Here is a 12,427-nt window from a genome sequence, read left to right as displayed (position 1 = left end):
TCACCTGTCCGCGGGGTCCGCGGCGGGCCGCTCCCGGCGTTCCCTGGCCCCGAGTACGTCCTCCTGCGCCGTATCCGGCTCGTCGCCGGACTCCGAGAAGGCGCGGCCCATGACCTCGACCAGCTGGGGGCGGCGGCGGGAGATGACGAACAGGAAGAGTAGGCCGATCAGGGCCCAGAGCGCGATCAGGTACGGCCACAGGTTGAACGGCGGGTCGGGCACGGGATAGATGAGCCCGTAGATCGGCAAGCACACCGCCGCCGTCGCGACGAGCGGTATGACCGCGTGACGCAACACCGAGAAGTTCTCGCGCTCCTTCCTGAAGAAGTACAGGAAGACCGAGGCGTTTATGAAGATATAGACGAAGAGCACGGCCAGCGTCCCCAGCCCCCCGAAGTACCCGTAGGTGGTCGCCGGATCCGGAAAGATGAAGGCGCTGAAGACTATGCCGAGCACCACGGAGAAACCGGCCTGGACCGAAGCGGCCACGTAGGGCGACTGGCGGGTCGGGTGCACCTTCGCGAGCGCCCGCGGCAGCACCCCGTCGCGCCCGAGGGAGTAGATGAGCCTGACCGTGGAGTTGTGGATGCCTATAGCCGAGGCTATCGCGCCGGTGAGGGCGGCGATGCCGACGAAAGGCGCCCAACCGGCCCCCAGGTACTCGCGGGTCAGGGTGTCGAACCAGGCGGTGTCCCCGGCGAAGCGGTCCATGTTGGTGGGGCCGAAGCCGATGGTAGCCGCGTAGGTAACGAAGACGTAGTAGAGCCCGATCACGGCCACCGCCCCGAGAAGGGCCCGCGGGATGCTCGTGTGCGGGTCGCGCGTCTCCTCGCCCAGAGAGGCCGCGGCCTTCCACCCGACAAAGGACATTATCCCGAAGATCATGCCAAGAAAGACGCCGCCGATCCCGCTGCCCGTCGCCGGGTTGAAGACCGCGAGCGTGTTCCCCTCGGCTCCGCCCTGGAAGATCACCGCGAGCAGCAAGATAGTGACGATGACGATCTCGTACACCAGAAAGACGAGTCCCCCCCGCACGGACTGCGTGACGCCGAGCACCGAGAGCGTGTAGACCAGCCCGGCGATGACGAGGAAGGGGATGATCCAGGGCACCGCGAGGCCGAAGGTGCGCTCCATGAGCTCGCTGGTGAAGGAGGCGAAGATAGAGTACGTCGCCGCCTCGAAGATGCCGTACCCGATTATGAAGAACCACATCCCCATGAAGCCCGTCTTCGGGTTTATGGCGTTGGAGACGAACGCGTAGACGCTCCCCGCGGACGCCGTCCTGCTGGCGAGCTGCGAGAACCCCAGGGCGACGAGAAAGACCGCCGCGAACGAGAACAGCATGGCAAGCGGCATCGCGGCACCCGCGAACCCGGCTATGAACGGCGTGTTGAAGAACATCGCCACCGAAGGCGCCATGAAACCCATCGAGACGACCATCGCCTCCAGCGTGGAGAGGGCCCCGCCCCTCAACCCTCCCTCGTTACTACCCTCCAAGCCCGTTCTCCCTTCGTCTCGGATCTCCACAAAAAGTGCCACATATTGGCAGACGGTGGCGCGTTAAGCCATAGCAAAAACGCATAAATTTCCAGAATTTCTCCCCGTTGCCTTCTGCGCGGGCGAGGGCCCCTTCCCACCCTCGCCCACGAAGCCCCGCGGGGCGACCTCGTCTCCCCCGTTGAGCGTGGGGTTTCGTCTTGCTAGAGTCCCGGGGCTGGCCTGCGAGAGGGGAGAACTCATGGCGGAGATTCGGGAGATAGTCCAGGAGGGCGACCACCAGTTCACGATGGGCCCTTACGCCGAGCCCGTGGCGAGGGTCGCGGACGGGGAGACGGTAACCATATATACCGAGGACGCCTTCGGCGGCTCCATCACCTCAGAGGACGACGTTCCGAGCGAATCTCTCGGGCCTTACCTCAACCCGCAGACGGGCCCGATCTTCGTCGAGGGCGCCGAGCCCGGCGACACTTTGGCCGTCAAGATAGAGGACATAGAATTCACCCGCGACTGGGCGGCGAGCTGCCTCGTGCCCTTCTTCGGCGGCCTCACCTCCACGAACCTCACCGCCACCCTGCAGGAGCCGCTGCCGGAGAGGGTGTGGAAGTACCAGATAGACGGCGACGTGGCCCGCAAGGGCGACTGGGAGATACCGGTCCGCCCCTTCGTAGGGACCATCGGCACCGCGCCGGCCATCGAGGCGCGCTCGGCCCTCTCCCCCGGCGACCACGGTGGCAACATGGACGTGCCGGACACCAGGCCAGGCAACACGGTCTACCTGCCGGTGCGGGCCGACGGCGCCCTGTTCTACACCGGCGACTGCCACGTGGCCCAGGGCCAGGGCGAGCTCTGCGGCGTCGCCCTCGAAGTCTCGGCGAAGGTCACGGTCACCTTCCGGATCATAAAAGGAAGGGACATCCTCTGGCCGCGCATCGAGTCCGACGAGCACATAATGACCGTGGGCAGCGCCCGCCCCATGGAGGACGCCGCCCGCATAGCCTACGCGGAGCTGGTCGGGTGGCTCACAGAAGACCACGGTTTCGAGAAGTTCGACGCCTACCAGCTGCTCACCCAGGTCGGCGAACTCTACGTGGGCAACATGGTCGACACCGTCTACTCCCTCGTGGCCCGATGCCCCAAGCGTCACCTGCCTGATTAGAGCGGTCAGCTTTCAGCTGTCAGCTGTCAGCAAGCCAAAAAGCAACGGCTCGTGGGGCTGGACTCCTATTCAGGCCAGCGCAGCTTGGGGATGACGCGCTCGCCGTAGGCCCGGATGAACTCGTCCTGGTTGCGCCCGACGTTGTGGACGTAGACCTCGTCGAAGCCCAGGTCCACGTAGTGCTGGACGTGGTCGAGGTGCTCGTCGAGGTCGGCCGATGTCAAGACGCGGTTCTTGAAGTTCTCGATGGAGACCTGCTTGGCCATCGCGGCGAAGTCCTCGGGGTTGCGGATGTCGCCTTTGGGGAAGGGCATCCCGCCGTTGGGCCATTCCTTCACGGCCTGGTCTTCGGCCTCCCGCTGGCTGTCGGCCCAGGAGACGTGGAGTTGGATCATGCGCGGCATCGTGGACGGATCCTTGTCCGCCCGGCGGGCACCCTCCTCGAACTTCTCCATGAGCATCTTTATCTTCTCGTCCGCGGCGCCCACGGTGATGATCCCGTCGCAGAACTCGCCCGTCCTGCGGCTCTGCAAGGGGCCCGCGGTTGCGACGTAGATCGGGGGCGGCGTCTGGGGCATGGTGTAGAGCCTCGCGCTCTCCAGCCGGATGTGATCCCCCCGGTACTTAACGACCTTGCCCGTGAACAGCCTTCTTATGACCTCGATCGACTCCATGAGGATGCGCAGCCTTGTAGGCGCCTCGGGCCAGTACTCGCCGACGACGTGCTCGTTGAGCGCCTCGCCGGCCCCGAGCCCGAGCCAGAAACGCCCCGGGTACATCGCCTCGAGCGTCGCCGCGCCCTGGGCGATGATGGCCGGGTGGTAGCGGAAGCCCGGTGGCGTAACGCCCGTCCCGAAGCGCAGGTTCGTCGTAGCACCCAGGGCGCCCATCCAGCTCCACACGAAGGCGCTCTCGCCCTGCTCGGGCGTCCACGGGTGGAAGTGGTCCGAGGCCATCACGGACGAGAAACCCGAATCCTCCGCCGTCTTGCACCACTTCAACAGGTCCGTCGGATGGAACTGCTCGAACATCGCCGCGTAGCCTACGGTGCCCGTGGTTTTCATGTGGCCTCCCTTTGGTCGGCCGCTTTCAGCGGTCAGCTTTCAGCGGTCAGCTTTTTTCCTCGGATCGAGTGCTTTGCGCCAAGTCGTTCGTAGTTTACAGCCGCGCATCGGTTGAAGGTTCGAGTCCGCGAAGGAGTTTGGCCCAAGACCCGGAAGCTGAAGGCTGATAGCCGACCGCTGAAAGCTAAAAATGATCCGGCGCGAAGAGCATGGGATCTCCTGTCGGGAAGGATTGTTCGAGGAGATCTAGGGCCGCGGACGAACTGGCTTTGACGAGACCGTGCCGGGCCAGCCGGCGGACGGGAAGGTATCCAGCGTAGAGCTGCGCCAACTGGCGCACGTCCAACGCCACCCGATCTTCGGCCTCGGCCCCCCGCACGACCTCGCCGCCCACGATGGTGTACTCGCCCGCGTTCTCGGGGATCGCGTCGTCGGAGACTTCGAGGACGAGGGGGCCCGCCTCTCTGTTCAGGTGGCCTAAAGAGCCTTCGACGTCCACCAGGCGCAGCATCTGGTCGGGCTCTACTTTGGCTTCGACGTAGGAGCTTCGCAGGTACGGGTGGAGCGGGTCTTCGCGGCTGGTCCAGTGCCTGATGTCGAAGGCGTCGGGGTCGAGGGCGCCGAGGAAGGAGAGGAGGGCCCGCCGCGCCTCGGGCGTGGCGACCACGAGTTCCTGCACTTCGAGGCGGCGTTCGGGCTCGCGACCCTCCCTGTATCCGGTCATCTTGTAGATCATGTACCCGTCCACCCCGTCCCCCGCGTCGTGGACGGCGGCCTCGAAGTCCTTGCGGCCGAGTACTCTGCGCCAGAACGCCTCGCTCCTGAGCGCGCAGAGCTGGTGCTCCCGCGCCTCCGCCTCATGCAACTCCATCATCCGGGGCAGGTCCCCTTCGCGGTACGCCCGCAGGTTGGCCTGACCGGGATCCGTGGGAAGGTCAGTCGGCTTTAGCGTGTACTCGACGGCCTCGCTGGCGAGCTCGTAGCCGAAGGACCGGTAGAAGGCGTGCGCGAAGGGCGAGAGCATGGACAGGCCGACGCCGCGGTCGCGCAGATCGTACAGGGCGGCCTTCATCAACTCCCCGGCGTAGCGCCTCCTTCTGTAAGCCGGGTGGACCATGACGGCGGCAACACCCCCCATCGCCGCCGGCTTCCCGTCCACGAAGACCTCCATCGGCAGCACGGTGGCGCTCGCGCGGGCTTCGCCGTCCTCCTCGATCACGTGCACCTGCTCCGGGTCCAGCCGCGGGTTCTGCCGCGGATCGTAATAGTCCCAGGTCCCCGACATGTCGTCCCCGAATGCCATCCAAAGGAGCCGCCTGAGCGTCCCGCCGTCTCCGTCCTGGTAAGCGCGTAGCTTCATGGACCTCCGAACCCTCGCCTCCGACCAGGATTCTAACGGAAGTGACCCGGCGGAATCAGGCCCCCTTCTTTTTCTTGCCCTTTTTCTCCTTCCCTTTCTTTTTGGCTCTCTTGGGCTTGCCCGCGCCCTCGGGCTTTCCTTCGACGGCCCCGGCCAGCCAGCGGCACCACTCCGCGTTTCCCTGCTCGTACAGGATGCCGCGGCGCAGCGTCGCGTAGGAGGCAAACTGCGGCGTCTCCGGCCGGCCGAGATGCTCGGCCCACTCTTCTTCCATCCAGGCCCTTATCTCCTCGTACCGGGCAAGCTGTTCTTCGTATCGGCGCCCCTCCTCCCGGAAGAGCCGCGCCGCATCCTCCCCGTCCGCGAGCCAGACGGAGTACGCCTTCAAGGTCAACTCGTCCTTGGGCGGCTTCCGCGGCGGCGGCTGCGTCACCCACTCCTTCAAAGCATCGAGGCCCGCGGCCGTGATCTCGTACACCTTCTTGTCCGGACGCTCGCGCTGCTCGACGACGCTGTGCGCCACGAAGCCGCCCCCTTCGAGCCGCGCGAGCTCCGGATAGACCTGGCTGTGCCCGGCCCCCCAGAAAAACCCGACCCTCCCCTTCATCCTCTGCGTCACGTCGTACCCACTCAGCGACTCCCGCGCCAACAAACCCAGGATCGCAAACCCCAACGTCGTCATCTTCCTCCAATTTTTTTATGTCACTCTTGACATATAGGTTAGCAGATCGTAGAGTGCCATATGTCGTGATTTACATAAAGGAACGACGGAAGGGGCTGGAGATGTGCGGAAGGTCGGTTATGGTACGGGGGGCTGGGTTTCACAAGAGGCGGCATCATCACGCGGAGTTTTTTGGGATCGACGCGGAGGGGCTCGGGCCGAGGGCGAAGGTCGGGGTGGCGCTGGCCGTGTTGTCGCCCGTGGCCCTGTCCGGGGTCTTTCTGGTGCTGTTCGTTCCGGGTCTGTGGTGGATCTTCACCACGTACTTCTGGGTCGCCTTCCCCGCCCTCGGGCTGCTCGGTAGCGGCCTTGCGGGGATGGGTGGTGAGCGGGTCGAACGGGTGGGGCAAGCCGCGGCCGGTGATCCTGAGAGGGATCTGCTCGTGGCGCTTCTCTCCCACGGCGAGATGACGGCCGCCGGGGTCGCGGCGGAGACCTCGCTCTCCGTTGACGAGGCCGACCGGAGGCTCAGGGGGCTTGCTGAGGCCGGGCACCTGGAGATGCGGGTGCGGGGCGGCGGCCTCTTTTACGCGCTTTGGGAGGCCGAAGGGCGACAGATCGAGGGCGTGCGATGAGCGCGGGGACCGGAGGCGCGATGGGCCTGGCCGTTCGGGACGGGCGGCGGCTTTTGCTGATCTTTGCGTCGGCCGCGTTAGTTTTCAGCATTCTGCACCACGCGGACCACGTCATACGGGGGAGCCACTCGGGATGGCCGTTCGAGGCGGAGGTCACGCCGTTCACGTACAGTTTGCTGATCTACGCGCTCATCCTGCCGGCGATCTACCTGACGGCCCGCGGGCATGACGTGGCCGGCTACCACCTGTTCGTCGCGGTCGGGGGATTGGCGCTCATAGGCTTCGTCCATTTCGTGCCGGTGGGAGGCCACGAGGCGCCGATCGGGGACATCTACGCGGCTTACGGCAGCACGTCGGCCGGGCTGCTCGCGCTCGGCATACTGGTCGGGTTGATAGCAAACGTGGCGGCGCTCGCGGCCGTCGCCCTGGCGACGGTCAGGGCGAAGTACCGGGCCGCGGAAGGAGGATGAGCCGTGGTGTATGGGAAGATCGGGACGCGGGCGGCGGTGCATCCGGCGCCGGAGAGGACGAGGCCATCGGAGCGCTTGCGGGCCCGGCGCGATCAAGCCGGCCAGGATAGTCGCCTCGTGCTTCGCGGCCCTGGTCTCCGGCACGACGACGGGAGGTAATCGATGAGGAAGACTATAAAGACGCCCTTCGAGGCGCGGGCGGCATCAGCGCGGGGGGCTACGGCCCTCGGAAGCGCGAGCCTGGGGGCGGCGGCGGTGGGGGCCGGGGCGTTCGGGGCCGTCGCGATCGGGGCGCTGGCGATACGCCGCCTCGCCATAAGGCGCGGCAAGATCGGCCACCTCTCCATAGAAGATCTGGAGGTAGGCCGCCTGCGGGTCCGCGAGCTCGTCGTCGAGGAGCAACGGAGCGCCCCGCGTCCCTTCGAGGTCCTGGACGGCCACAGATACGTCAACCTGACGACCTTCCGCCGGGGCGGCGAGGCTGTGACGACGACCATCTGGTTCGTCCGGGTCGGCGACAACATCTACGCCACGACCCCTCCGGACTCGGGCAAGATGAAGCGAATCCGTAACGACCCTCGGGTCGTGCTGGCCCCGTCCAACGCCCGGGGCAGAACGCTTGGCGCGGGCGTCGGGGGCAAGGCCCGCGTCATCGACGGCGCGGCGCCAGAGGGGGCGGAGACGGCCCTGCGCGAAAAGTACGGGCTGGGGCTCACGCTGTTCCGGATCTTCGGCCCCAGAAACGTCGGACAGGTGACCCTGGAAGTAAGCCCGGTAGAGACGGAAGGAGCCTGAACCTATGGGCGTGATCAACGGCAGGTTCACCGCCAAGATGGACGACCCCTTCGTCGTCTTCCTTATAGGGATGCGCATAAACCGGCCCCTGGCCATCGGGAAGTGGCTCCCGACGGCACGCGCCATGGGGCCGATGCTAAGAGAACTATACAAGCACCCGGAGAAGGGGTTCTTGGGCGGCGAGTTCTTCTTCTACGGTCGGGGACCGGCGCTGGTCCAGTACTGGCGATCGTTCGAGGACCTGGAGAGGTTCGCCCGGAATCCCGACGATCCTCACATGCCGGCGTGGCAGAGGTTCAACCGGGAGGCCAGGAGCAGCGGGGCCGTCGGCATCTGGCACGAGACCTACCTCGTGGAGCCGGGGGCGTACGAGGCGATCTACGCCAACATGCCCGAGTTCGGGCTGGCAAAGGCCACCGAGCGCGTCCCCGCCATCGGAGGGAGGGAGACGGCCCGCCGGCGCCTCATGAGGGAGGATCGGGGCCAGACGTAACCAGGGGGCCCCGATCAACCAAGACGGCGGGAAGCACCGAATTACCGCCGGCGCCGCCCCGCGAGCATCCCGTAGACGAAGTAGGCGACCAGGGCCAGGAGGACTATGGGGCCGAGCACGAGGAGGAAGAGCAGCGTGCCGAGCGCCCCGAAGATGCCGCCCCGCCTGCGCCTCCTGCCACTGAATCCCCTGCCGAAGCCCCTCCTCTGAAGCAGCGCGAGCACCCTCGGCAGGGCGCCGGTAAGGACCGATAGGGCGTAGAGGACCACCTCGGAATGCGCCGCCGCGATCGCGTACAAGTATGCCATATACGTTATCGATCTCCCTTCGCCGAGTATCGTGCCTCTCCCGTAACCCTGTACCCGTGCCGCCCGGAAAAAACGCCCGGGTACGCGATCGACGCTCCGCCGACGGCGGGGCCAAGGCGATTCACAAAGAGGGTGAACCCGTTCGTAAGGCCATCGGCCGTCAGCCCTCGGCCAAAGACAAAGAGCTGACAGCTGAAAGCGATGGCCGAAGGCCAAGCGGGCTGATCGCTGACGGCGCGGGTTTCGGAAGCAATCAGCTTCCGAAACCCGCTCTAGTGCCTGATCCACTCCACGTTCAGGAAGCGGTCCTCGGGCGGGGCGGTCTGGGACATCCAGCGCGGGTACCAGGAGTTGAGGAGCAGCTTCATCTTGTCCGAGGGCAGGCCGTCGGTCCACTCCTTCATCATCACCCCGTCGACGTAGAACCTGACGCTCCCCGGGTAGAGGTCGAAGCGGTAGATGTGCATCCCCGCCGTCGGGTCGAAGGGGAGCGACAGGGGCGGCTCGTTGCCCGGCTCGCCGTTGGTCGTGTGGGTCGGAGTGTAGTTGGGCGAGCCGTCGGGGTTCTTGGAGTAGGTGGTGAACATGACCTTGCCCTTCTGGGCGCCCGTGTCGGGGTCGGTGGTCTTCTCGTTGAACGCCTCTATGTCTATCTCGGCGACGCCGTCGCCCCCGTAGAGGAAGAAGCCCGTTATGGAGGAGGGGGCGTCCGGCAGTTGCATCCGGATCTCGTACGTCCCGTACCTGTAGTAGTCGGCAGACTCGATCTCGGCGCCCTCAACGTTCGCGCACGGGTTGCTCGACGGCCCGGCCGGGAGCCTCATTTGCAGCTGCCCGGTGCCGCTCAGGGCGACGTTGGCGGGGTTGAGGTAGCTGGCGTAAAGGACGTTCGTGGCCGGTCCTATGGTGCCGCAGCCCGGCTCATCCGGCCCCTGCTCCCGTATAAAGCCCAGGCCGTGGTCGCCCCTGAACCATCTGGTCGTGTCGAAGGTGGAGAACTGGTCGAGAAAATTGAAGGCCCGGAAGGCGTTCGGCTGCTCGTCGCTGTCGAGCAGCCTGGCGGCGGCGTTGGTGTCCGGGTTCGCGTCGTAGACGGAGAAACCGGCCGCGTAGAAGCCGGTCGTGAGCACCGAGGGGTCTACGGGATCGGGCACCGTCCACGTCCTCGTGATAGTCCCCGAGAGCTGCCCCGCGCCCAACGAGACCGAGACCGCCGGCAGGTTGCGCTCCTTCCCGGCCTTGTCGGTCACCGTATACCTCACCCAGAGGGTGTCGGCCGCGGTGCCGGAGTTCTTGACCTGCAGGGTCGAGGCTGCGGCCTGTCCTGAGTAGCGCACCCCGGAGGCGTAGGTCGGGCCGACGATCTGGGCCCCCACGGCGGCCTCGGCCTCCCGGGGAGGCAAGGCGAGCAGCAACGGCGACACGGCAATCAAGACGGATAACCATACGTAGAGCGATCTTCTCACGCCCAAGTTACGCTCCTCTTCTACGCTGTTCGACCGGCACGACCATTGGGGACAGCCCATTTGGGCAATTCCGCCTGTACGATTGTACCCATTTTTACGGGCAAGGATGGCGGCGGCGTTTGCGGCTCCCGGAACGGGACACGAACGGCCGGCCGCGACGCGATCCTTTCGGTTCTCTCCGGTTTGTGAGGATACCTCCGTGCGACGGGCCGGGCCGACCTAACCGACCACCTTCACGCCCATGCTCCTCGCCGTGCCCTCGACGATCTTCATGGCCCCTTCCACGCAAGCGGCGTTCAGGTCGGGCATCTTGGTCTCGGCTATCTGACGCAACTGCTCTCGGGAGACGGTCCCAACCGGCCGTCCGTTTGGCGAGCCGGAGCCCTTCTCGATGCCGGCAGCCTCTCGCAGAAGGGCCGAGGTCAGGGGCGTCTTGAGTACTATGGAGAACGAGCGGTCCTCGAAGATCCTCACCAGGACCGGCACGACCCTGCCCGCCTGTCCCGCCGTCGCTTCGTTGTACCTCCCGCAAAACTCCGCGAGGTTGACCCCGTGCGGCCCGAGATCCCGGCCAACCGGCGGCGCCGGCGTCGCCCGGCCCGCTTCGAGCTCCAGCTTGACCGTCCGGATCTCCCTCTTCCTGCCTCTTCCCATCTCGAAACTCCTTGATCGAAGACCACTGCCGGGATACGGTAATGTCTCCTGTTGCTGGAGGGTCAAGGGGTTTTGGGGGATAAGCTACTCACCATCGGGGAGATGGCGCGACGGAGCGGGGTGCCGGTAAAGACGATCCGGCACTACTCCGACTTCGGCGTGCTGCCGCCTTCCGCGTTCAGCGACGCGGGCTACCGAATGTACTCCGAGGCCGACCGCTCGCGGCTGGAGATGATCCGGACCTTCCGGGCCGCCGGTTTCGGGCTCCCGACGATAAAGCGCCTCTTCTCGCGCGAGGTGCGTCCCTCGGAGGCCGTCGAACTCCAGTTGGAGGCGGTGAACCTCCAACTACGGACGCTCGAACGCCAGCGAGCTCTGCTGCGGGCGACCCGGGAAAAAGGTGAGGGCGCGGCCCTGAGGTACCCGGATCGGGCACGCGCCCTGGCCGTGCTGACGGCCCGGGAGAGAAGGGCGTTCCTCGAAGAACATTTCGAGCGCGGGCTCGAAGGCATTCCCGTGGACCCGGAAACGAAGGAGTGGTTCAGGCGGATGATGGTCGAGGACCTTCCGGAAGACCTCACGGACGAGCAACTCGCGTCCTGGGTCGAGCTCTCGGAGCTGGCCTCCGACGACGGCTTTATCCGGAAGCTGCGGGAGCAGACGGGTCCCTTCTGGGAAGCGGCGGGAGGACGCCTGGATCGGGCCGAGTTCGGCCGGGCGACGAACGAGACCTTTCGCGAAGCGGCCGAGGCCGTGCGAGAGGGCCATCCGCCGACAGGCGAACGCGGGCAGCGCGTGGTGCAAGGCCTGATCGACGCGAACGCGCGCGCCCTGAACAGGGCCGGTGACCCGGACTTCGAGGGCTGGCTCCTGCGCCACTACGACGAAACGTCGGACCCGCGCATGGAGCGCTACTGGCACCTGATCTCCACCCTGAAGGACATCGAGTACGATCCGTCCCTCGCCGAGGCCCACCGCTGGCTCGTCGAAGGCCTGCGCTGGCGGGTCTCCCAAACGGCCCCGCGCGCGAAGTGATCCGACCGCCCTGAAGCGGATTGCGGCAGCATTGAGCCACCGCAATCCGCGCGGTCGGCAGTCAGCCCGCTCCGGCTTCGCCTACGCTTTCAGCGGTCGGCTTTTTTGTTCTTGCTGAAAGCTGATAGCTGAAAGCCCTCCAAAGAGGCCCAACCTCTTTGCAAACCGCCCTAGTGGCCCGCGGCCTGCCACTCTCTAACGGCTTCTATCGGGTGAATCAGCATGATGATATTGAGGATCAGGCCGTCCCTGATCCAGACCGCCAAAACGGCCTCCGTCAACACGAAGAGCGCGGCCGTGAGACGAAACCCCAGGCGATCGGCAAGCGCGAACCCGATCCCGCAAAGGACGATGTCGGCGAGCGAGTTCAGTACGGTATCGCCGGTGTATCCAAGCGCGGCCGTCTCCTCGCGGTAGCGCCTGATGACGAACTCCGAGTTCTCCACCACCTCCCACAAGGCCTCGACCGAGACCGCGAGCCAGAGCCGCCAGACCGCCGGCACACGCGGGACGACGAGCGCCAGCAGACCGCACAAGACGAAGCCGTGCAGCACGTGCGTGAAGCTGTAAGGGTCAAGCAGGTGCTGCGAGTTGTCCGAGCTCCACGCGTCGCCAGACCACAGGAGGACGTAGTCGCAGGAGCACACCCACAGGCGCCCCTGGCTGCGGAGCAGGTACGTGGTGCCGGCCAGCACCGCGACGACGGCGATCCACGGCAGAGTCTTTCGCATCCTGGGGCGCAGCGTACTCGACGGGCGTTCGATCCGCCAGCATACGAGACCGTCGGGGCACGTAACGGCACCTGCCCCCTTCCATGGCGGAAGGGGGCA

General features: G+C 66.1%; 14 protein-coding genes. 6 read left to right on the top strand and 8 right to left on the bottom strand.

Annotation, left to right across the window (positions count from 1 at the left end; genetic code table 11):
- On the bottom strand, positions 1–1,497 hold the full coding sequence (locus tag GBA63_RS00510) for an APC family permease (RefSeq protein ID WP_166172466.1): 1,497 nt from the start codon (positions 1,495–1,497) through the stop codon (positions 1–3).
- A 241-nt stretch (positions 1,498–1,738) separates the two neighbouring features.
- Between GBA63_RS00510 and GBA63_RS00505 the strand changes: the two genes are divergently transcribed.
- Positions 1,739–2,656 (top strand): acetamidase/formamidase family protein, encoded by a 918-nt coding sequence (locus GBA63_RS00505; protein WP_166172464.1) that lies wholly within the window; start codon positions 1,739–1,741, stop codon positions 2,654–2,656.
- Between the two features lie 65 nt (positions 2,657–2,721).
- Here GBA63_RS00505 and GBA63_RS00500 read toward each other — a convergent pair whose 3' ends face one another.
- From GBA63_RS00500 to GBA63_RS00490, 3 genes are all read right to left on the bottom strand, one after another.
- Positions 2,722–3,720 (bottom strand): TIGR03557 family F420-dependent LLM class oxidoreductase, encoded by a 999-nt coding sequence (locus GBA63_RS00500; RefSeq protein WP_166172462.1) that lies wholly within the window; start codon positions 3,718–3,720, stop codon positions 2,722–2,724.
- A gap of 184 nt (positions 3,721–3,904) precedes the next feature.
- A complete protein-coding gene (locus GBA63_RS00495; RefSeq protein WP_166172460.1) occupies positions 3,905–5,080 on the bottom strand; it encodes a GNAT family N-acetyltransferase in 1,176 nt (391 codons plus the stop codon).
- Between the two features lie 55 nt (positions 5,081–5,135).
- Positions 5,136–5,762, bottom strand: a complete 627-nt coding sequence (locus GBA63_RS00490; protein ID WP_166172458.1) for a PadR family transcriptional regulator — start codon at positions 5,760–5,762, stop codon at positions 5,136–5,138.
- A gap of 119 nt (positions 5,763–5,881) precedes the next feature.
- Between GBA63_RS00490 and GBA63_RS00485 the strand changes: the two genes are divergently transcribed.
- The 4 genes from GBA63_RS00485 (at position 5,882) to GBA63_RS00470 (ending at position 8,134) form a co-directional block, all read left to right on the top strand.
- Positions 5,882–6,376: a helix-turn-helix domain-containing protein gene (locus GBA63_RS00485; RefSeq protein WP_166172456.1), complete on the top strand. Its 495-nt coding sequence runs from the start codon at positions 5,882–5,884 to the stop codon at positions 6,374–6,376.
- A complete protein-coding gene (locus GBA63_RS00480) occupies positions 6,373–6,846 on the top strand; it encodes a hypothetical protein (RefSeq protein WP_166172454.1) in 474 nt (157 codons plus the stop codon). The genes GBA63_RS00485 and GBA63_RS00480 overlap by 4 nt, the downstream gene beginning before the upstream one ends.
- Before the next feature lie 162 nt (positions 6,847–7,008).
- Positions 7,009–7,641 (top strand): PPOX class F420-dependent oxidoreductase, encoded by a 633-nt coding sequence (locus GBA63_RS00475; protein WP_166172452.1) that lies wholly within the window; start codon positions 7,009–7,011, stop codon positions 7,639–7,641.
- A 4-nt stretch (positions 7,642–7,645) separates the two neighbouring features.
- Positions 7,646–8,134 (top strand): DUF4188 domain-containing protein, encoded by a 489-nt coding sequence (locus tag GBA63_RS00470; RefSeq protein ID WP_166172450.1) that lies wholly within the window; start codon positions 7,646–7,648, stop codon positions 8,132–8,134.
- A 41-nt stretch (positions 8,135–8,175) separates the two neighbouring features.
- Here the strand turns inward: GBA63_RS00470 and GBA63_RS00465 are convergent, their stop codons facing one another.
- The 3 genes from GBA63_RS00465 to rplK all read right to left on the bottom strand — a co-directional run bounded on the left by GBA63_RS00465 (position 8,176) and on the right by rplK (position 10,562).
- Positions 8,176–8,442, bottom strand: a complete 267-nt coding sequence (locus GBA63_RS00465; RefSeq protein WP_166172448.1) for a hypothetical protein — start codon at positions 8,440–8,442, stop codon at positions 8,176–8,178.
- Positions 8,443–8,714: 272 nt separating this feature from the next.
- The gene (locus GBA63_RS00460; protein ID WP_228282422.1) at positions 8,715–9,908 is read right to left on the bottom strand and encodes a glycoside hydrolase family 16 protein; all 1,194 of its coding nucleotides are present in this window, start codon (positions 9,906–9,908) and stop codon (positions 8,715–8,717) included.
- 219 nt (positions 9,909–10,127) lie between these two features.
- Entirely contained in the window at positions 10,128–10,562 is a 435-nt protein-coding gene (gene rplK / locus GBA63_RS00455; RefSeq protein WP_166172444.1) for a 50S ribosomal protein L11, read from the bottom strand.
- Between the two features lie 72 nt (positions 10,563–10,634).
- On the opposite strand from rplK, the gene GBA63_RS00450 reads away from it, so the two are divergent.
- Complete coding sequence (locus GBA63_RS00450; protein ID WP_166172442.1) at positions 10,635–11,597, top strand: helix-turn-helix domain-containing protein; 963 nt, start codon at positions 10,635–10,637, stop codon at positions 11,595–11,597.
- Positions 11,598–11,767: 170 nt separating this feature from the next.
- Here the strand turns inward: GBA63_RS00450 and GBA63_RS00445 are convergent, their stop codons facing one another.
- Positions 11,768–12,328 carry a DUF2585 family protein gene (locus GBA63_RS00445; protein ID WP_166172440.1) on the bottom strand — a complete coding sequence of 187 codons (561 nt, stop codon included), beginning with the start codon at positions 12,326–12,328 and terminating at the stop codon, positions 11,768–11,770.
- Positions 12,329–12,427: the final 99 nt, after the last annotated feature.

This window comes from Rubrobacter tropicus, assembly GCF_011492945.1.
Classification (GTDB): domain Bacteria; phylum Actinomycetota; class Rubrobacteria; order Rubrobacterales; family Rubrobacteraceae; genus Rubrobacter_D; species Rubrobacter_D tropicus.
Note: the sequence above shows the minus strand (reverse complement) of the source record. Positions and strands in the feature narration are given on the sequence as shown.

Excerpts from the sequence above, each read along its gene's own strand:
- GBA63_RS00495 (WP_166172460.1), bottom strand. The coding sequence starts at position 5,080 with ATGAAGCTACGCGCTTACCAGGACGGAGACGGCGGGACGCTCAGGCGG.
- rplK (WP_166172444.1), bottom strand. The coding sequence starts at position 10,562 with ATGGGAAGAGGCAGGAAGAGGGAGATCCGGACGGTCAAGCTGGAGCTC.
- GBA63_RS00485 (WP_166172456.1), top strand. The coding sequence starts at position 5,882 with ATGGTACGGGGGGCTGGGTTTCACAAGAGGCGGCATCATCACGCGGAG.
- GBA63_RS00475 (WP_166172452.1), top strand. The coding sequence starts at position 7,009 with ATGAGGAAGACTATAAAGACGCCCTTCGAGGCGCGGGCGGCATCAGCG.
- GBA63_RS00480 (WP_166172454.1), top strand. The coding sequence starts at position 6,373 with ATGAGCGCGGGGACCGGAGGCGCGATGGGCCTGGCCGTTCGGGACGGG.
- GBA63_RS00505 (WP_166172464.1), top strand. The coding sequence starts at position 1,739 with ATGGCGGAGATTCGGGAGATAGTCCAGGAGGGCGACCACCAGTTCACG.
- GBA63_RS00490 (WP_166172458.1), bottom strand. The coding sequence starts at position 5,762 with ATGACGACGTTGGGGTTTGCGATCCTGGGTTTGTTGGCGCGGGAGTCG.
- GBA63_RS00500 (WP_166172462.1), bottom strand. The coding sequence starts at position 3,720 with ATGAAAACCACGGGCACCGTAGGCTACGCGGCGATGTTCGAGCAGTTC.
- GBA63_RS00445 (WP_166172440.1), bottom strand. The coding sequence starts at position 12,328 with ATGCGAAAGACTCTGCCGTGGATCGCCGTCGTCGCGGTGCTGGCCGGC.
- GBA63_RS00470 (WP_166172450.1), top strand. The coding sequence starts at position 7,646 with ATGGGCGTGATCAACGGCAGGTTCACCGCCAAGATGGACGACCCCTTC.
- GBA63_RS00465 (WP_166172448.1), bottom strand. The coding sequence starts at position 8,442 with ATGGCATACTTGTACGCGATCGCGGCGGCGCATTCCGAGGTGGTCCTC.